The following is a 17,743-nucleotide window of genomic DNA, read 5'->3' on the forward strand; positions in this document are numbered from 1 at the left end:
ATAATTTAATAATTTAAAAACAAGTAAGATGCCAAAGATGAAGACTAACTCCGGTTCTAAAAAAAGGTTTACCCTTACCGGAACAGGTAAAATCAAAAGAAAGCACGCTTTTCACAGTCACATTTTGACTAAGAAATCCAAGAAAAGAAAAAGAAATCTGTGCTACTCTACAACTGTTGATGCAACAAATGTAAGCCAGGTTAAGGAACTCTTAGCAATGAAGTAATCAAAAGCGTAAAAGTATTATTAAAGTATTAACCGAATGCATTAGCCTGAAGTTCGCTGCGTGAAGTAGCGGCGCTAACATTCAAAAAAAGTAAAACTATGCCAAGATCAGTAAATCATGTTGCTTCAAAAGCAAGAAGAAAGAAAATTTTGAAATTAACCAGAGGTTACTTTGGTGCAAGAAAAAATGTATGGACCGTAGCTAAAAACACTTGGGAAAAGGGTTTGACTTACGCGTTCCGTGACCGTAGAAATAAGAAAAGAAACTTCCGCGCTCTTTGGATACAACGTATCAACGCTGCTGCACGTCTTGAAGGAATGTCTTATTCTAAATTGATGGGCGGTTTGCACAAAGCCGGTATCGAAATAAACCGTAAGGTTTTGGCTGATTTAGCAATGAATCACCCGGAAGCTTTCAAAGCTGTAGTTGCAAAAGCAAAAGCTGCTTAAGTTTCAACAGTTTACGATTTACAAAGTGTCAGTTACTAAGCTAGTAACTGGCACTTTCCTTTTGTTAGGCAGATGAAAGGGAATAAAAAAAATGTTAGTATGCAAACAAAATCCTTTTTTTTCTTGCTAATCTCAGGGATTCTTATTACATTTGTGATACAAAAATATTAGCCGTATCGACTGGATCGGGAAACTCTTCAAATTAATCTGATGCACCGAGAAAGCTTCGTTCTTCAATGGCGGGCCACATCCTTCGGGACAGCTTTAAGCCGGTGGATTACAAAGAGGGCGAGCGCTCAAATCTTGTTCTATCAGAGTTTCATCACATCGTCGGTACGGCTTTCTTATATACTTTCCTATGATATTTTATTTTTCAGGTACAGGTAATTCCAAGTGGATCGCCCTGCAGCTATCCAAGGAACAGAAAGAAGAATTGGTTTTCATTCCCGACGCATTAAGGAATGAAACGTTGGAGTTTTGTCTGCAGGAAGATGAGAAGATAGGATTTGTGTTTCCAATCTATTCATGGGCACCGCCTGAAATTGTATTGAACTTTATTCAGAAGCTTTCTCTGAAAGGATATAATAAACAGTATTTGTTCTTTGTCTGTTCATGTGGAGATGATACCGGACTTACGCAGCAGGTGTTGACGAAGGCGTTGAAGTCTAAAGGATGGGAGTGTCATGCCGGCTTTTCTGTGACTATGCCTAATAATTATGTATTGCTTCCGGGGTTTGATGTGGATAGCAAGGAACTGGAACGGGAGAAGTTGGCGGAAAGTATCCCAAGCCTTAAAAGGGTAAACACTTTGATTAGTCGGAAAGAGAATGTGTTTTCCTGCCATGAAGGGAGTATACCTTTTATCAAGACAAGGATTATCAATCCTTTATTTAATAGTTTTCAAATGTCACCTAAGAACTTTTATGCTACGGATACCTGTATTGGATGCAGGCGCTGTGAGAAGAGTTGCCCGGTGAAGAATATCACCCTTTCGGAAGGAAAGCCTGTGTGGGGAAAGGATTGCACCTCCTGTCTGGCATGTTATCACGTATGTCCTCAACAAGCGGTGCAATATGGAAAAAGAACAAAAAGGAAGGGGCAATATTTCAATCCCAATTCCGGTTATTGATCTTTGATTTTAATACAGCAGTGAGATAAGTCCTCAATAATAGCAAGGCTTTCTACTCTAACTCCTTGTTCTTCTAATATTTTGCGGCCGTTTTGGAAGGCTTTTTCGATTATGAACCCCATTCCTACCAAATTAGCTCCGGATTGCTTGATGAGGTCGAGAACTCCTAATGCTGCGTTTCCGTATGCAAGGAAGTCATCAACGAAGAGTATATTATCATTGGGAGTGAGAAAATCGGCACTGATAACAACTTCATAATCACGGTCTTTGGTAAATGAATGGACAGTGGTGCTCAGTGCATTCTGAATGGTTTTAGGAGATTTTTTCTTGGCAAATACGACAGGTAGATCCATTAAGTAGCCTGTCATGATAGCAGGGGCGATACCACTGGCTTCGATTGTCATAATCTTATTTACGTTTGTGGCTGCAAAACGGCGGACAAACTCAACTCCGATTGATTTCATCAAAACAGGATCCATTTGATGATTGATAAAACCGTCTACTTTCAGGATACCTCCTTCGTAGCATTTTCCGTCTTGCAGAATTCTCTTTTTAAGTAATTGCATGCTATATGATATTAATTAATAATGTGCTAATATGCCATTCCGTTTAATGAAAGTTGCGGATGGTATATTAGCACATAGACAATTTAAATAGTTTACTTGTTGTTTCGTAAGTCTTTCACGCGAACGGCTTTTCCCTCGCTTTGCGGGAGAGAACCTTTCTTTACTAGTTTCACTTTTGGTGTAACCAGAATTTCATCTTTCAATTGGCGGGTAATATCCTTACGGATTTTTTCCAGCTCAATATAGTTGTCGGTGGAGAGGTCACTCAATTCTACCTCGACAATCATTTCGTCTTGGTTGTTGACGGTCTCCAGAGTGATTAAGTAGTTGCTACCTAATTCGGGGAACTGTACCAGAATTTTTTCAACCTGCATCGGGAAGATGTTGACTCCCTTGATAATAAACATATCATCACTGCGCCCTTTGATACGGTCGATGCGGATATGTGTACGCCCGCAGGGACATTTTCCAGGGAGGATACAGGTTAAATCGCGAGTACGATATCGGATCAACGGCATCATTTCGCGATCGAGAGTGGTGAGTACTAACTCTCCGATTTCTCCTTCGGGCATAGGTTCACCTGTTTCAGGGTCAATGATTTCTACCAGATAGCAGTCTTCCCAAAAGTGCATTCCGTTCTGTTCCTGACATTCGAAAGCGACACCGGGGCCGTTCATTTCAGTCATACCGAAGCTGTTGTATGCTTTCACGCCTAACATACGTTCTATTTTTCGGCGTTGTTCGTCTGTATGAGGTTCAGCGCCGATAACCAACGTTTTTAGCGTGGTTTTTGTCGGGTCGAGACCTTCTTCCTGGAAAACTTCAGCAAGGCGGATAGCATAGCTGGGGATGGCGTGTAAGGCGGTCGTTTTAAAGTCATTGATGAATTTGATCTGTCGCTTACTGTTTCCGGCAGCAGCAGGAACCGTCAGGCAGCCGAGACGCTCGGCACCGTATTGGAAACCTAATCCACCGGTAAACATACCATATCCCGAACTGTTTTGAAAAACATCGGTCTTGCGGATACCTACGGCATACAGGCATCGGGCAACCAGGTTCGCCCAAGAGTCGAGGTCATGTTGTGAATGGACAATTACGGTTGGATTTCCGGTAGTACCACTGGAAGAGTGGATACGTACACCATCATTGCTCATATCACCTGCCACTAGTCCGAAAGGGTAGCGGGAGCGCATGTCGGATTTAGTGGTAAAAGGCACTTTGCGGATGTCATCCAATGACTGTATGCTATCTGCGGTAATGCCATGTTTGCTGAAAACTTCTTTGTAGTAAGGAGCGTTTGCAGCTATATTGATTGTTTTTTTAAGCCGTTGAAGCTGCAATTCCTGCAACTTCTCACGGCTCATGGTTTCTAATTCTTCTTCCCAGTATTGTGTACTCATGGTAATGCCTGTTATTGCATTAACTTTTCGGCAATATCCTTGCCGGCAGCTAATGCTTTAAGATTCATTTCTACAATTGCTTCTCCCTTACGCAGGAAGATTTCACGAATGCTGTCTTGTATTTTTTCGTAATCAATGCCAAGGAATGGAATCGTTGCTCCCAGTAAGACGATATTAGCAACTCGGGCAGAACCTGTTTCCTTTGCTACTTTGTCTACGTTCAATACAATTTTATGGGGTAGTTTATTGATTTCCGCCATTACTTTGTCTGCCTCCGGATAATTGGGAATGTTGACAAACGGAGTTTCGTTAGTCACCAACCAGCCTTCGGGGCTAAGGTAGGGGAGATAACGCAATCCTTCCATAGGTTCCAGAGAGATGATAAGATCACATTTGCCGGAAGGGATCAAGTCTGAAGCAATCGGTTGGTCGCTGATGCGGAGATTGGATTGAACGTCTCCACCACGCTGGCTCATTCCGTGCACTTCTGCCTGTTTCATGTAAAGTCCTTCTTTCAAGGCAGCTTTGCCGATTACTGTAGCGATGGACAAAATTCCCTGTCCACCTACTCCTGATAATATAATGTCTTTTTTCATGGCTTACTTACTTCTTTTTTTGCGTGCTAATGTTTGGATACACTCTCTGCGTGGGATAATGACAGATACACCACGGTATTCGATTTCTTCGCGTATGATTTGCTTCATCTCTTCGTAGTTTTTCTTCAATGGGATGACTACGCGGATATGAGCGGGTTCTACTCCAAGACCTGCGCATATAGCTTCAATGCGTCCTGTTCCGGCAGAATCCTGTCCGCCTGTCATAGCAGTGGTTTCATTGTCGGAGATCACGATGGTTACATTGGAGCTTTCATTGACGCAGTCCAGTAACCCAGTCATTCCCGAATGAGTGAAGGTAGAGTCTCCGATGACGGCTACGGCCGGATAAAGACCACCGTCGGCGGCGCCTTTCGCCATAGTGATAGAAGCACCCATGTCTACACATGAGTTGATGGCGTTGAATGGCGCATTAGCCCCCAGCGTGTAGCAGCCGATGTCACTGAATACTTTATGAGAGGGATATTCTTCTTTAAGAACTTCAGTCAATGTGATATACATATCGCGGTGTCCGCATCCTTCACAAAGTGCGGGTGGACGCATTTCTACTACGGAAGGAATACCGAATTCTGATTTATTCTCTTTTCCTACTGCGCGGGCTACCGAGTCGGGATTTAATTCTCCATCTTGCGAAAGAGTACCGTCCAAGCGTCCTTTTACTTTGATGCCAATGCCCAGATAACCTTTCAATTGCTTCTCTACAAATGGTTGACCGTCTTCCAAAACGAGAATTTCGTCGCAAGATTCGATTAATTGATGCAATTGTTTTTTAGGCAACGGATATTGGCCGATTTTGAGTACCGGGTATTCACAACCTTCAGGATAATTTTCCATCAGGTAATTGTAGCCGATACCACAAGCAATGATTCCTAATTTCTTGTTAGGACCATCTGTGTATTTGTTGTAAGGTGATTCTTCTGAAGCTTTGATAAACTCGTCCTGGCGGGAGAGTAATACCTTGTAGCGTTTGCGGGCATTTCCCGGCAACAGGATGAACTGGCGTGGATCTTCGCTGAAAGATATACCGTTCTGTGGCTTTTGCTCTTTGCGTTCTACTCCGGAACGGGAGTGGGCAAGGCGTGTTACCATGCGCATTAAAATAGGTTCGCCTAGTTTTTCAGAGAATTCGAAACCGCTGTACACCATGTCATACGCTTCTTGCTGATTGCTGGGCTCGTACATAGGGATCAGTGAAAAATCTCCGTAGAAACGGCTATCCTGTTCATTCTGAGAAGAGTGCATACTGGGGTCATCCGCTACTATCACGATCAACCCGCCTTTCACGCCGGTGATGGCAGAATTGACGAAACAGTCGGCGGCTACGTTCATGCCTACATGCTTCATACAAACTAATGCCCGTTTGCCAACGAAAGACATACCCAATGCAGCTTCCATCGCTGTTTTTTCGTTGGCAGACCAACGGTTGTGTATATTCTGTTCGGTCGTTATAGGGGCCATTTGAATATATTCAGTAATCTCAGTTGAAGGAGTACCGGGATAGGCATAAACACCCGAAAGTCCGGCATCCAGTGCAGCTTGTGCAATGGCTTCATCGCCAAGTAAGAGTTGTTTGCTCATATATTTTTGTTATTTAGTGTTGATCACAGTTTGTTAATCTATTGCGCAAAGATAGGCTTTTCAGTTCGTTTTATCACAAATTTACTTGAAAATCTTTCTTTCATTCAGTGCTTTCCAATATTTTCTTGCATTTGCCATATGGTCGGCATAATTGGATGCAAAATTATGGGTTCCTGAAAAATCTTCTTTGGCACACATATAGATATAGTTATGTTTGGTATAGTTCAATACACTGTCTATTCCTTTCTTGGAAGGGATACGGATAGGACCTGGTGGCAATCCGGTATTTATATAGGTATTATAGGGTGAATTAACTTTCAGATGTTCGTTGGTGATACGGCGCAAGCCAAAATCTTGCAGGGCAAATTTTATGGTAGGGTCTGCTTGTAAAGGCATATCCTTATGCAAACGATTGATATACAGTCCGGCTACCATTGGCTTTTCTTCATTGTTGTTGGTTTCTTCCTCGACAATGGATGCCAGTGTACTTATCTCTTCCGGCGTCATTCCGATGGCAGTGGCTTGAGCGAGGCGTTCTTTGTCCCAAAAACGTTCGTGTTCCTTTTGTATACGCTTGAAAAAATCATCTACGCTTATATCCCAGTATACTTGATAAGTCTCCGGGATGAAAAGGCTGGGAAGGGTTGTCTCCGTGTATCCCATTTTATTTTGAAAAGTAGGGTCAAACAGTTGCCCGGCGATTTCAGCGGAGTCTATCATAAGTTGTTTGCCGATGCTTCGTGCCAGTCGGTCTAATGTCCGGACGCTTCCGATTGTGAGGTTGACGGCTTCCTGATAACCTCTCGAAAAGCGGCTGTATACATGATAGACATTGTCATTCGGGCGAATAGCGTAGCGCCCGGTATGGATATTCTGTTTGAAATCCTTATATTTAGCCATCCAGTCAAATCCGGTGAATTTATTGACATGTCCGGACTTCCTTATTTTATTATATATGGAGTCTGCTGTATCATCCCGGTCTACATAGATATATACGGTTTTAGACGGATGGAATTGAGGAGCAAACAGGTAATAATAAACAGTTCCTCCGGCAATGGCACAAAGAAGGAATGCTCCGATCAGAATGGATAATAAAATGTTTCTCTTTTTTTTCTTCATCTTATGAGACGTTATTTTTTGCAGCGTCAAAGATAACAAGAATTTGGATAGGAGTGATTTCTTTCTGAGATGAATCTTTCCTTTGCAACATTTTTGCTCTTATATTAAGTATTATACCCGGAAAAACAAAAATGTTGCAGCGTTGATAATCAGATGATTATGTGCGTAAACAGAGTGTGTTTAAGATAAGTTTACAAAAATCATCTAAATGATTTCTGTTTTTTGAAGGAGAAAATTGCACTTTTTATACAATGTGTTGTTAATGAGGTGATTGCTTGCTTTTATGTGTGTCTATACCGATTTGTTAAGTTGCAGTGGAGTAACTATGGGAAAGAACAAGTGCAACTGGTAAGTTACACAACAGCATCAGGTCTGTTGCACAAGTGTAATAGCTTAATATCCCAGTAGATTTTATTAATATACTGAAAGGATTGCATTAATTGATAGGAAAGAAACTAGTAAGGTTACCACATGATTTTAAGAAATTATGCGGTGTTTTTGATTAATTCGGCCATTGGAAATAGTTTGCTTCTGCTTCTATCTTATTCTCTATTTCATCGGGTAGGGGCGCGAAGAAGTCCATGTTCGTAAGGCGTTCGATGCTGTCTATGGTTACTACGTAGGTGGAAAGCGGCTCTACGGATTGTTTGTTGTTGAACAGGAAGCCGATAGCTCGCATTGGTTTGACGAAGGGAGAGAGGACTACTTTGAAAAACTGTTGGGGTACTACAACCTTATTTTTTCCGATTGTTTTTGGTTGTTTGGCTACAATAGGCCCACATATAATGATAATTGCGCTGTCTGCAATAGCCCAATCCCGGATTTTCTCTTCCAGGTTTTTCCATCCTCTCCTGTTTAATTGCGGGTGTTGCGGACACATATTACTGAAATAGAATGATTCTTTCATTGCCTGTGGGCTCCATTTCATATCTGCCGCCGGTGCCATGTGCCCTTTGTCGTATCCCGAACGTGTATAATCAGCATTAGTTGCAATCGAGCCTGTTACCAGCGGATCGGCAATAAAACGATCGTTTCTTTTTTCTTTTCCCTTTGTTTCTTTCCGGGTTAACTCATAGGAAACCCAATTGGGAAGCTTTAAGTCTTTATTATAAGAAACGGTGTATCCGGTATGGTGGATTATTTGTTCTTGTCGCGGAGTTAGTGATACCGGAATTTTCAACTCTTTGCCGGATGGAATTTGAAATGATATGTTTGCTTGCGGCTCTTCCTTTTTTGTGTTGTTAATTTGTTGACAATATAAATAGACGCCATAAAGAATAGGAATAAATGCAATGAGGACGATAATGCATCCTAATTTATAATTAGAGCGTGATTTCTTTTTGAATAATTTTCTGCTTTTACCTTTTTTACTTCGATTCATTGATTGGTTGGTGATAAGGGTGTGTTGGTTTTACTCTTCTTTTCTCATGCTGAATTCACAACCACAATATTGCTGGTTGTAGAAATTATATTCTTTGATGATGGCGATACGGCGTTCGCTTAGTCCGCCTTTACGCCAATTCTGTTCCCAGTATGTGACATCGGGATAGTGTGCCGTGGCATATTGTCCGGCTTCATTTATCTGCTCCAGGCTTTTCCAGCGACTGGAAGCAAGGGTGGTGGTAATGACGGAAAATCCATGCTCGTGTGCATAGCGGGCTGTTTCCAACAGACGGACTTTGAAACACCGCAGGCAACGTCCCCCTCTTTCGGGTTCCTGCTCCATTCCTGCCATTTGGCATCGCCAGGCCTCGTGGTTGTAATCGGCATCAATAATTTCCAGTCCTAATGATTGTGCATAGCGTGTACATTCATCTTTTCTTATATTGTATTCTTCCAGTGGATAAATATTGGGATTACAGTAGTAAATGACAGGAGTTATATGGTGTTGCATCAGACATTCGATGATAGCTGACGAACAGGGAGCACAACAGGTATGAAGTAAGATTTTGTCGGCTCCGCCGGGAACTTCGAGTTGGAATTTCTTTTTCATGCGGTAAAGTTAGTACATAATTTTGCTAAATGAATCAGGACGAATCAATTAATCTCGTTTTTTTTAGTAATTTTGCCCGCTCAACTCAATAACGGAACATGATGGATGAATTAAACAACGGGCAACAAGAGCAATATGCTGAACCCGCTAAGAAAAAGAATACGCAGAAAATAGTAAAGAGAACTTTGTTAGTGGCAGGATTAGCCTTGGCGGTATATGTTGTATATTCCATAGTTTATCTGTTTGTCTCGCCCGATCGTAATATCCAGCAGATTTATCTGGTTCCCGAAGATGCTGCATTTATTATACAGTCATCCGCTCCGATTGAAGATTGGGAAAAGTTCAGCGGAAGTGAGACATGGCAATGTCTGAAGAAAGCGAAATCTTTTGAAGAAGTAACCGCGAGTGTGGAAAAGCTCGACTCGGTGGTAAAAAGCAATAAAGTATTATTGTCTCTTGTCGGTGAAAGAGACATGCTGATTTCACTTCATAAAACCCGTCCTACTAATTGGGATTTTCTGCTTATCCTGGATATGCAGAAAGCGTCAAAGATGGATTTATTGAAAGATCAGGTTGAAACGGTATTGGTTATGAGTGGCTTTAAGGTTACTAACCGAATGCATAATGGTATCAATATACTTGAAATGCGCGATCCTGATACGCGTGATATTTTCTACATAGCTTTTGTGGATAATCACTTGGTAGGTTCTTATACATCCACTCTTGTCGAATCGGCTATTGATTCGCGCAATAAACCCAAAATCGGACTCGACCAGTCCTTTATCGAAACGGAGAAATTAGTTTCAGGCAAGGGGCTTGTAAGAGTCTTTATCAATTATGTACGCGTTCCTCAGTTTATGTCTATTTATTTAGGGACGAGAAACGAATATGTTGATCTCTTTAGTAACTCTATGAACTTTGCCGGCCTTTATCTGAATGCAAACAAAGACAGAATGGAGGTGAAGGGGTATACCTTACGAAAAGACTCTGCCGATCCCTATGTTACTGCTTTGTTGAATTCGGGAAAGCATAAGATGAAGGCGCATGAGATTCTTTCCGGGCGAACGGCTCTTTATACAAATATAGGTTTCAATAATCCTGTGACTTTTGTGAAAGAGTTGGAAAATGCGCTTTCTGTGCATGATAAACAGTTATATGATTCTTATCAAAGTTCCCGGAAAAAGATTGAAGGATTGTTTGGTATCTCTTTAGAGGATAACTTTCTGAGTTGGATGTCTGGCGAATTTGCCATTACACAATCTGAACCGGGTTTGTTGGGACACGATCCTGAACTTATTTTGGCTGTCAGGGCTAAAAGTATAAAAGATGCCCGTAAAAATATGGAGTTTATTGAGAAGAAGATAAAGCGGCGTACTCCGGTTAAGGTTAAGACGGTTAATTATAAAGACTTTGAGATCAATTATGTCGAGATGAAGGGCTTCTTCCGCCTGTTTTTCGGAAAGTTATTTGATAAGTTTGAGAAGCCATATTATACTTACGTGGATGATTATGTAGTTTTCAGTAATAAGGCTTCTTCTTTGCTTTCCTTTGTAGAGGATTACGAACAAAAGAACTTGTTGAAAAATAATCAGGGATTTAAGGATGCACTTTCATATATGAAATCCAGTTCTACTATTTTCTTGTATACAGATATGCATAAGTTCTATTCTCAGTTGAAGCCTATGATGAATGCGAGTACATGGAACGAGATACAATCTAATAAAGATGTTTTGTATTCATTCCCTTATTGGACGATGCAGGTGATAGGGGATAGCCAGTCGGCTTCTTTGCAATATGTTATGGACTATGCGCCCTATGAGCCTGAAGAGACTGTTGCTGTTGCAACTGATGAGGATGACGAAGAAATGAACGAAGATGCTGAAACCGAAAAAGAACAGATGAGCGAATTGAAACGTTTCTATGTCGAAAAGTTCGAAGGAAATGTTTTGCGAGAGTTTTATCCTGAAGGAGCATTGAAGAGCGAGTCGGAAGTCAAAGAAGGAAAACGGCATGGACGCTATCGTGAATATTACGAAGATGGTACCTTGAAACTTCGTGGAAAGTATGCCAATAACAAACCTAAAGGTACGTGGAAATACTATACCGATGAGGGGAAATTTGACCATAAAGAGAAGTTTTAGATTTAGTCAACAAAAGCCGATTTAAAATTTAAACTCAAAAAATAGTCGGATTCTTTTTGTTTTCTCAAATAAAGCTGTAATTTTGCACGCCGTAAACGAGAGACAAACGCCGCTATAGCTCAGTTGGTAGAGCAACGCATTCGTAACGCGTAGGTCGCCAGTTCAAGTCTGGCTAGCGGCTCTCAAATAAAACGCTGATTATTAACTGTTTAATCAGCGTTTCTCTTTTCTGAAAATTCAATTCCGAATAAAAAAAACATAAATCTGCGTATATATTTGCACAAAATTGTATAGTAGAATTGTGTTTTGATTATTCAACTATGGCAACAATCAGATTAACAGTTTTAAGTTCCATTAAGGAACATGATGGCAGGCTCCCTATCTTAGTCTGCATCTCCCAAAAGAAAGAACGTGCCTATATCAAAACAGAGTTTCTGTTAGATGATATTGCAGAATTCGATAACGGTAAAGTCGCTTACCGGAAGGATGCGAACGTCATGAATAAAAGGCTTGAATTTGTGTTTTCACAATACAAAGAGAAATTCGATTCTATTGAATGCATAGACTATTTTTCTGCGATTCAGATAAAACGGATTATAATGTCCAAAGAACGCCCTTCGCACATCTCGTTTTTGGAGTTTTGGAAACAACGCATAAATGAAATTAGGGAAGAGGGTAGGGAAAGCTATGCCAAAATGAATGAAGAGACTGTACGGGTGTTTACTAATGCGGAAGGAGATGTACCTATTCCTGCAATTAATACTTTATTGGTAGAGCATTTTAAAAAGTGGATGATAAAGAAAGGCTATGCTAATGGAAACATCGGATTGAGATTAACCCATCTGAAAGCCCGGATAAACGAGCTGATAAAATCAGGTGTTCTGAAAACGGATGTGCACCCATTTGCGTACACGAAAATACCAACAGCCGAACCTAAGGAATGTGACCTTTTAATAGAAGAATTTCAGAAAATACAAAGGGCGGAAGTCGAAGGGAAAAGATTGAATTTAGGTAGGGATATGTTTTTACTATCTTTCTATTTGTGCGGTATCAACCTGAAAGATTTATTATCTGTTGATTTGTCGGTGGATATACTTTCTTTTGAAAGAATCAAGACTGTTCATGCTAAAACTGGGAAATCAGTCATAACGATACCTATACATAGCGAAGCGAAAGCAATTATCAGTAAGTACATAAATAAAAGAGGATTTTTGGATTTGGGGTATTCTTATACCTATTCAAATTTGCAAAAGTACATCAATCTTTGCATGAGGGAACTAAAGGAGCACTTAGGGATTAAACAGACGTTGTGTTTCTATTCTGCTCGTAAAACCTTTGCGCAATTTGCCTCTGAACTTGGTATTCCTGACGGAGTAATAGATTATTGTCTTGGTCATTCGGACAAGAGTAGGGGAGTTATCCGATATTATACGAAGGTAAAGCAGAAGCAAGCAGAAATAGCCATAAACAGGGTGGTAGACTATACCAACAATCCAGAAAAATATACTGAATATATAGAGATGAGGGCAGATATTATGTTGATGAAAGGATAACCAAACCTTTTTCTTATATTTGCCGGAAAATCATCTATATGACATTTGAAGAAGCTATATCTCTTTTTGAGCGGATAAAAAACCAAGTTGTCGGTGCTCCCGTTAAAGGTAGGCTTATTGAATCTCTATTCATCGGACCTACCAACTGGGATGAAATGCATATCTTTATGAATATCTGCTTGCAGAAAGGAGAAGATGAAGCTATCAGCGAATTTCTTGGGAAAAGTTTCTCTGTATATGGTAAATCTGTCACCTATATTAATCCAGACCTTCCAAAATGGGATGTAACTGTGCTGGACGATTGGGAAAAGACTATTTATAATTAAAAAAAAGTATCTGCAATGAGCAAACCCTGACCTCTTTTGTTTTAATGCAAAGAAGCAGAGTTATGAAAAAGCAAATAGCATTACATAAGATAGATATATCAAGCAGCCTTATGAAGCTGACAAGATGGATGCATATATAATAGAGAGCGACTTTATTAAGAAAGTCCCAACTGATTCAACTATTTTACAGAGAGCATAAAGAGGTAGCTTATTCGGCTACCTCTTTCAATCATAAGTATTTTATCATTTACTGGTAATGATAATAATATTAAGGGGAAATAATTATGAGATAAAAGATATAGGCAATTTGTTGAACTACTTATTACTACAAATTTTTCTATAATTATAAATCTTCTCCGTTTGCACGATTATATTCATTATCGTAGAACATTGTTATATAATATTTTCCATAATAGTCTGATATTATAAACCAAACAGGTTTTTTAGTATATTGTTCTAATACATATTCTGTAGAGAGTTTAACAATATCTTGTTGCAACTCTTCTGTTGGATTTGCTAATTGCTCTTTCGTATATTTAGACAATAGAATTGATTTCATTTTTTCTACAACGGTAACTGTATCTATAGCAGCAGGCTGTTGATAATAAACAGCTTCATAACGCTTTTTATTAACAGTTATTTCATAGGCAATATCTTCTTCTTCAGGTATAGTATAGTCTTGCACTGACACGTACTTTGCATTATTTGCAAATTGCTTACATAGTTTATTAAACCTTATTTGAATGGAACTCTCATTAACACGATTGGCATCAGTTACCATAATACGGCAAACTTTATTGTTATTCGTTACCACCAATACATTAACATTTGCACCATTAAACTCACCAATTAAAGCATCACTTGTCGGGTCACTCCGAAAACCTTTCGCTTTAAGTTTGCTTATCATTTCAGATTTACTCCCATCCACAGGAATACCTAGGAATTTGGTTACATCTTCCTGCGCATACAATGAAAATGAAAATATGAGTAATAATACAGCTAATACATTTTTCATAATTGTTAGATTTTAATTTTTACAAAAATACAAATCAATATCGGATTAGCAAATTGTATGGAGAAAAAAATATAAAGCAAGAATTGAGAGAAAATAAAGTAAAACACCCCGACTTTCCCAAGCCGAGGTATTCCAAAGTTTTTTTATTATGAATCTTAGTGTTATTTTTTAGTAGTTATTTCTTTCGACGGAGTAGCCAGACAATGATGAAAAGCAAAGCAACTATCATCCCTATGGCTATACCACCAATATCTTGTTTAATAGATTGCCACCGGCTTAACTGCTTTTCGACTGGATAAGGAACCTGCACTGAATCAATCTTAATCACTGTATCCGTCCTATTGAGATATTGATACTTGTACAGGTACTTATATCTATACTGGTAAATGGTATCTCCTTTGACAAGTACATAAATGCTATCCTGATTATAGATGCTATCAACCCGGATGCTATCACGTGTCTTATATTCGGTTCTCACAGTCTCTACCGGTACATATTGAGTTCGGCATGAAGCAAACCATATTCCCGACATCAGGAACATGGTTATATAAATCAAGGCTTTCATAGCCCCAGATATTTAACAATACCCTCAATATGAATCCGAGCAATATCCTCTTTGCCCTCCCGAGACAAAAGGTACTCAACATCCTCTTTATTGTCCTGGAAGAAGTTCTCTGTTAACACTGCCGGACAGTTCGTATCCCGACAGATGGCAAGATTCTGTTCCCAGTATTCCCGTCCGGGTGTCTGCTTTCGGACGGGAACCGGAATACATTCTGCTACTTGCCCCAAGCAATCAGCTAACTTTCTGCTGTTACTTGAAGCATTATTCGATACAAATACGCTCCAACCTTTTGCACTCATCCAAAAACTGCCATTGCCGGCAGCATTACAATGAATAGATACAAGGATAGCTTTCTTCCCTGTTTCTTTATAAATAGCATTCGCCCGTCGACATCGCTCGGACAAAGGAACGTCTGTATCTTCTTTCACGATACGTTCTGCATCAATCCCTAACTTGCGCAAACCGGATACTACCATATTAGCAATCTCTCTTGTATAGGACCACTCTCTCAATCTTCCGTCTGGTGAACGTTTACCCGGAGTGTTCTCACCATGACCGTTATCAATTAGTACTTTCATTTTGATTATCTTTTTTAGTTATTACATCTTCCATATCTTCTTTATCAACGCTAAACACCTTCTTAGCAAATACACCAATAGCAGCAGCCAGGTTGAAGTTATATCCTTTCGGCTTCAATATATTACTGATTATAGAACAGCCTTCAATGAAGCAGACAAACAGACAGGCATAAGTATCAATACGTATGGTCATTCCAGAAGCTTTCTGCACCATAACGACCATCACCACGAAAGAGAAATAAGTAACCATCTTTCCCATAGTGGCACGCCATGCCCGGCTAAACCTTACATGTTCGTGCGTTAATAAACTCTTCCTAACTCCTGTTACCAAGTCGCAAATTATCACGCAGAACATTGCTATTAGCCAAGGAATCATCATCTGCAAACTATCTATTACGAAACTTCCGGCTATCGGAGCAAATATGCCGGCTACCGCCTGATGAATTGCTTTTTCTTCCATATACATTCTTCTTTATTCAGCCGATAAAGCCTCATTAACCGCAATCTGCACAACTGCGACAAAGTTTGTTTTTACGTATTCTTTGATGCGTTCTACCTGTTCCGGCGATAATTCTACTTCACCATTCTTGTAGATGTCTTGAGCTAGTTCTAACTCGCCCAAATCGGCAGTTTTTTGATAGATAGTATTACCTAACATTTTTGCAATATCGACGGTACTGTTATTTCCTTCGATGTCTTTTACTTGAATTTTTCTAAAGTCTATTTTCATGAATAATTGTATTTTTTGTTAAATAGATACAGGAAGTAAATCTACGGTATAAGCATAAACCGCTGAATTGTATCTAGTTTCAGATGTAATAAATAGCTGACACCTCCAAGGCTTAACAGTCACCAAGAATGTGTTATCAACATTGCATACTACTCTTTTATCGACCTCTGATGAATTTACAATAACAATCATCTTGTATTTGACCGAATCGCAAACCCTAACATAATAGTTTCCATCGCCCTTGCAGACAATGCAATCTATCGGTTTACCGGGTTCTGAATATTTATGAAAATTAGTATCTGTCCCAGAACCATAAAGGTGAAAATAGACATTACTCGTATAACTCAATGAGAGTTCAAGAGTCGTTAGTTGCCAATGTCCGAATTGTCCTCTACACCACAAATCGGAAGTGTAAAATCTATAACTTCTTTCTGTTCCGTTTGGATTTTTGTAAACACCTTGATGCTGCATGTCACCTTCGAAATACATCTTTCCATCACTAGGGCTAAACCCAATTGCGCATTTAACAATATTATTGCCATCTATTCCCTGTAGTTTTTTAAATGTTCCCGTCGCACCATCTAACTTCTTAACCTTCAAATTTTCAACGTCAATAAAATCCGTTACAATTTTTCCGCTGCTGATAAACGTCTTATTTCCAACCAGCATCGCGCCCGTTGAAGGGAGTGATAATTTCCCGTCTGCCGTCAATTCTACCCCCGTAACATTGTGTTTTATCGAACCGCCTGTCATTAACCAACCTTGCGTTTTTGCTTGATTACCGATAAACAGACCAGACGTACCGAGTATGTCGATCGTTGCATTTTGAGCTACTAACAACTGCGTAGCGACATTTACAAAGTCGTTAAACAAAGTCCATTTCGTTGCATCGAAAGAAGAGCCAGAAGTATGATTCGTCCGGCATGAATAAGTATTTCCGTTATAGATAACAGTATCCCGATACTGCGTATTATTGACGTAGTTAGTATTTGCTTTCCACTCGCCGCGCGGGCGGATTAGAGCGCCAGGGAGTCCGGTTTCGCCTTTGTCCCCAGTTTCCCCCTTATCGCCTTGTTCGCCCTTATCTCCCTGCTCGCCTTTATCGCCTTTTACTTTCGTCCAAATATACTTAGAGAAAGTAGTACTGTCTGCCGCGACAAAATCAACATATTGCCCTATCCAAGCGCCGGGAGTCTCGCCGTTGTTAGCGGTGAAGCTAGTACCATTATCCGAATACTTGATGTGCAAATAAGAAGTTCGCCCATCCGCTCCGGCGGCTCCGGGGATTCCTTGACTTCCCTTTTCTCCTTGTGAGCCTTTTAACTGTACCCACTTATACGAGGTATAAGAAGTTGGAGCGATCGAGCTTGTCGTTACTGCCGTACCGATGTAAGTATTAGGAGTATCTGACATCGGATTTCCGTTTGAGTTAGCGGAGTACTTCACGTGAAAATACTGTGAAGTACCCGGAATACCTTGAGAGCCAGTCGGTCCCACATCTCCTTTCTCGCCTTTTGCCCCTGTTGCACCATTTATCGCACCGATACGAACGCTCGTCCACGATGTGGGAGACGTAGCCGGGGGAATAACTACGCCCGTGCGCATCCATAGGTATTCATTTGTGCCGCAAGAAGGCGGAGTTTTACCCCACCCACTTACAGGCGCAACGGTGCCGGATGTGGATTTTGCGTATTCTTGTACGGAATATTGCCCGTCTTTCGTTACGCTAATCGTTATTTGCCCTCTTGCTACTATCATGCC

Annotated in this window: 19 protein-coding genes and 1 tRNA gene; 7 read left to right on the plus strand and 13 right to left on the minus strand. The window is 40.3% G+C overall.

Annotation, left to right across the window (positions count from 1 at the left end):
* Positions 1-28: 28 nt before the first annotated feature.
* From rpmI to BacF7301_RS15925, 3 genes are all read left to right on the plus strand, one after another.
* The gene (rpmI, locus tag BacF7301_RS15915; protein ID WP_024988256.1) at positions 29-226 is read left to right on the plus strand and encodes a 50S ribosomal protein L35; all 198 of its coding nucleotides are present in this window, start codon (positions 29-31) and stop codon (positions 224-226) included.
* A gap of 98 nt (positions 227-324) precedes the next feature.
* Complete coding sequence (rplT, locus tag BacF7301_RS15920) at positions 325-675, plus strand: 50S ribosomal protein L20 (protein ID WP_004297540.1); 351 nt, start codon at positions 325-327, stop codon at positions 673-675.
* Positions 676-1,033: 358 nt separating this feature from the next.
* On the plus strand, positions 1,034-1,804 hold the full coding sequence (locus BacF7301_RS15925) for an EFR1 family ferrodoxin (protein WP_167964322.1): 771 nt from the start codon (positions 1,034-1,036) through the stop codon (positions 1,802-1,804).
* Here the strand turns inward: BacF7301_RS15925 and xpt are convergent.
* From xpt to BacF7301_RS15960, 7 genes are all read right to left on the minus strand, one after another.
* Positions 1,798-2,370, minus strand: coding sequence for a xanthine phosphoribosyltransferase (gene xpt, locus BacF7301_RS15930; protein WP_022136608.1), 573 nt, complete (start codon positions 2,368-2,370; stop codon positions 1,798-1,800). The two genes, BacF7301_RS15925 and xpt, sit on opposite strands and share 7 nt — an antisense overlap.
* A 92-nt stretch (positions 2,371-2,462) precedes the next feature.
* Complete coding sequence (locus tag BacF7301_RS15935) at positions 2,463-3,770, minus strand: phenylacetate--CoA ligase (protein ID WP_167964324.1); 1,308 nt, start codon at positions 3,768-3,770, stop codon at positions 2,463-2,465.
* Positions 3,771-3,781: 11 nt separating this feature from the next.
* Entirely contained in the window at positions 3,782-4,366 is a 585-nt protein-coding gene (locus BacF7301_RS15940; RefSeq protein WP_167964326.1) for an indolepyruvate oxidoreductase subunit beta, read from the minus strand.
* 3 nt (positions 4,367-4,369) lie between these two features.
* Positions 4,370-5,962, minus strand: coding sequence for a thiamine pyrophosphate-dependent enzyme (locus BacF7301_RS15945; protein WP_167964328.1), 1,593 nt, complete (start codon positions 5,960-5,962; stop codon positions 4,370-4,372).
* Between the two features lie 81 nt (positions 5,963-6,043).
* A complete protein-coding gene (gene mltG / locus BacF7301_RS15950; RefSeq protein WP_167964330.1) occupies positions 6,044-7,081 on the minus strand; it encodes an endolytic transglycosylase MltG in 1,038 nt (345 codons plus the stop codon).
* Positions 7,082-7,583: 502 nt separating this feature from the next.
* Positions 7,584-8,462: a DNA/RNA non-specific endonuclease gene (locus tag BacF7301_RS15955; RefSeq protein WP_167964332.1), complete on the minus strand. Its 879-nt coding sequence runs from the start codon at positions 8,460-8,462 to the stop codon at positions 7,584-7,586.
* Positions 8,463-8,492: 30 nt separating this feature from the next.
* Positions 8,493-9,074: an epoxyqueuosine reductase QueH gene (locus tag BacF7301_RS15960; protein WP_167964334.1), complete on the minus strand. Its 582-nt coding sequence runs from the start codon at positions 9,072-9,074 to the stop codon at positions 8,493-8,495.
* 101 nt (positions 9,075-9,175) lie between these two features.
* Here BacF7301_RS15960 and BacF7301_RS15965 point away from each other — a divergent pair, with 101 nt between their 5' ends.
* The 4 genes from BacF7301_RS15965 (at position 9,176) to BacF7301_RS15980 (ending at position 13,094) form a co-directional block, all read left to right on the plus strand.
* The gene (locus tag BacF7301_RS15965) at positions 9,176-11,215 is read left to right on the plus strand and encodes a toxin-antitoxin system YwqK family antitoxin (protein ID WP_167967221.1); all 2,040 of its coding nucleotides are present in this window, start codon (positions 9,176-9,178) and stop codon (positions 11,213-11,215) included.
* A gap of 108 nt (positions 11,216-11,323) precedes the next feature.
* A tRNA-Thr gene (locus tag BacF7301_RS15970) sits at positions 11,324-11,396 on the plus strand.
* A 139-nt stretch (positions 11,397-11,535) separates the two neighbouring features.
* A complete protein-coding gene (locus tag BacF7301_RS15975) occupies positions 11,536-12,768 on the plus strand; it encodes a tyrosine-type recombinase/integrase (protein WP_167964336.1) in 1,233 nt (410 codons plus the stop codon).
* 38 nt (positions 12,769-12,806) lie between these two features.
* On the plus strand, positions 12,807-13,094 hold the full coding sequence (locus tag BacF7301_RS15980) for a hypothetical protein (protein ID WP_167964338.1): 288 nt from the start codon (positions 12,807-12,809) through the stop codon (positions 13,092-13,094).
* Positions 13,095-13,437: 343 nt separating this feature from the next.
* On the opposite strand, the gene BacF7301_RS15985 is transcribed toward BacF7301_RS15980, so the two are convergent.
* From BacF7301_RS15985 to BacF7301_RS16010, 6 genes are all read right to left on the minus strand, one after another.
* A complete protein-coding gene (locus BacF7301_RS15985) occupies positions 13,438-14,109 on the minus strand; it encodes a hypothetical protein (protein WP_167964340.1) in 672 nt (223 codons plus the stop codon).
* Positions 14,110-14,284: 175 nt separating this feature from the next.
* Positions 14,285-14,674, minus strand: a complete 390-nt coding sequence (locus tag BacF7301_RS15990) for a hypothetical protein (protein WP_167964342.1) — start codon at positions 14,672-14,674, stop codon at positions 14,285-14,287.
* Positions 14,671-15,252 (minus strand): N-acetylmuramoyl-L-alanine amidase, encoded by a 582-nt coding sequence (locus BacF7301_RS15995; protein WP_167964344.1) that lies wholly within the window; start codon positions 15,250-15,252, stop codon positions 14,671-14,673. Before BacF7301_RS15995 ends, BacF7301_RS15990 begins: the two co-directional genes overlap by 4 nt.
* Complete coding sequence (locus BacF7301_RS16000; protein WP_167964345.1) at positions 15,236-15,712, minus strand: phage holin family protein; 477 nt, start codon at positions 15,710-15,712, stop codon at positions 15,236-15,238. Before BacF7301_RS16000 ends, BacF7301_RS15995 begins: the two co-directional genes overlap by 17 nt.
* A 12-nt stretch (positions 15,713-15,724) precedes the next feature.
* Complete coding sequence (locus tag BacF7301_RS16005) at positions 15,725-15,982, minus strand: hypothetical protein (protein WP_167964347.1); 258 nt, start codon at positions 15,980-15,982, stop codon at positions 15,725-15,727.
* Positions 15,983-16,000: 18 nt separating this feature from the next.
* Positions 16,001-17,740 carry a collagen-like protein gene (locus BacF7301_RS16010; protein WP_167964349.1) on the minus strand — a complete coding sequence of 580 codons (1,740 nt, stop codon included), beginning with the start codon at positions 17,738-17,740 and terminating at the stop codon, positions 16,001-16,003.
* Between the last annotated feature and the right edge of the window lie 3 nt (positions 17,741-17,743).

It is taken from the genome of Bacteroides faecium (genome assembly GCF_012113595.1).
Lineage (GTDB): Bacteria > Bacteroidota > Bacteroidia > Bacteroidales > Bacteroidaceae > Bacteroides > Bacteroides faecium.

What these genes read in the sequence shown, in the direction of transcription:
- BacF7301_RS15985 (WP_167964340.1), bottom strand. Translation starts at nt 14,109, where the DNA reads ATGAAAAATGTATTAGCTGTATTATTACTCATATTTTCATTTTCATTG.
- BacF7301_RS15945 (WP_167964328.1), bottom strand. Translation starts at nt 5,962, where the DNA reads ATGAGCAAACAACTCTTACTTGGCGATGAAGCCATTGCACAAGCTGCA.
- BacF7301_RS15955 (WP_167964332.1), bottom strand. Translation starts at nt 8,462, where the DNA reads ATGAATCGAAGTAAAAAAGGTAAAAGCAGAAAATTATTCAAAAAGAAA.
- BacF7301_RS15980 (WP_167964338.1), top strand. Translation starts at nt 12,807, where the DNA reads ATGACATTTGAAGAAGCTATATCTCTTTTTGAGCGGATAAAAAACCAA.
- BacF7301_RS15940 (WP_167964326.1), bottom strand. Translation starts at nt 4,366, where the DNA reads ATGAAAAAAGACATTATATTATCAGGAGTAGGTGGACAGGGAATTTTG.
- BacF7301_RS15925 (WP_167964322.1), top strand. Translation starts at nt 1,034, where the DNA reads ATGATATTTTATTTTTCAGGTACAGGTAATTCCAAGTGGATCGCCCTG.
- BacF7301_RS15965 (WP_167967221.1), top strand. Translation starts at nt 9,176, where the DNA reads ATGGATGAATTAAACAACGGGCAACAAGAGCAATATGCTGAACCCGCT.
- rpmI (WP_024988256.1), top strand. Translation starts at nt 29, where the DNA reads ATGCCAAAGATGAAGACTAACTCCGGTTCTAAAAAAAGGTTTACCCTT.
- BacF7301_RS15960 (WP_167964334.1), bottom strand. Translation starts at nt 9,074, where the DNA reads ATGAAAAAGAAATTCCAACTCGAAGTTCCCGGCGGAGCCGACAAAATC.
- xpt (WP_022136608.1), bottom strand. Translation starts at nt 2,370, where the DNA reads ATGCAATTACTTAAAAAGAGAATTCTGCAAGACGGAAAATGCTACGAA.
- BacF7301_RS15975 (WP_167964336.1), top strand. Translation starts at nt 11,536, where the DNA reads ATGGCAACAATCAGATTAACAGTTTTAAGTTCCATTAAGGAACATGAT.
- BacF7301_RS16010 (WP_167964349.1), bottom strand. Translation starts at nt 17,740, where the DNA reads ATGATAGTAGCAAGAGGGCAAATAACGATTAGCGTAACGAAAGACGGG.
- BacF7301_RS15935 (WP_167964324.1), bottom strand. Translation starts at nt 3,770, where the DNA reads ATGAGTACACAATACTGGGAAGAAGAATTAGAAACCATGAGCCGTGAG.
- BacF7301_RS15990 (WP_167964342.1), bottom strand. Translation starts at nt 14,674, where the DNA reads ATGAAAGCCTTGATTTATATAACCATGTTCCTGATGTCGGGAATATGG.
- BacF7301_RS16000 (WP_167964345.1), bottom strand. Translation starts at nt 15,712, where the DNA reads ATGGAAGAAAAAGCAATTCATCAGGCGGTAGCCGGCATATTTGCTCCG.
- mltG (WP_167964330.1), bottom strand. Translation starts at nt 7,081, where the DNA reads ATGAAGAAAAAAAAGAGAAACATTTTATTATCCATTCTGATCGGAGCA.
- rplT (WP_004297540.1), top strand. Translation starts at nt 325, where the DNA reads ATGCCAAGATCAGTAAATCATGTTGCTTCAAAAGCAAGAAGAAAGAAA.
- BacF7301_RS15995 (WP_167964344.1), bottom strand. Translation starts at nt 15,252, where the DNA reads ATGAAAGTACTAATTGATAACGGTCATGGTGAGAACACTCCGGGTAAA.
- BacF7301_RS16005 (WP_167964347.1), bottom strand. Translation starts at nt 15,982, where the DNA reads ATGAAAATAGACTTTAGAAAAATTCAAGTAAAAGACATCGAAGGAAAT.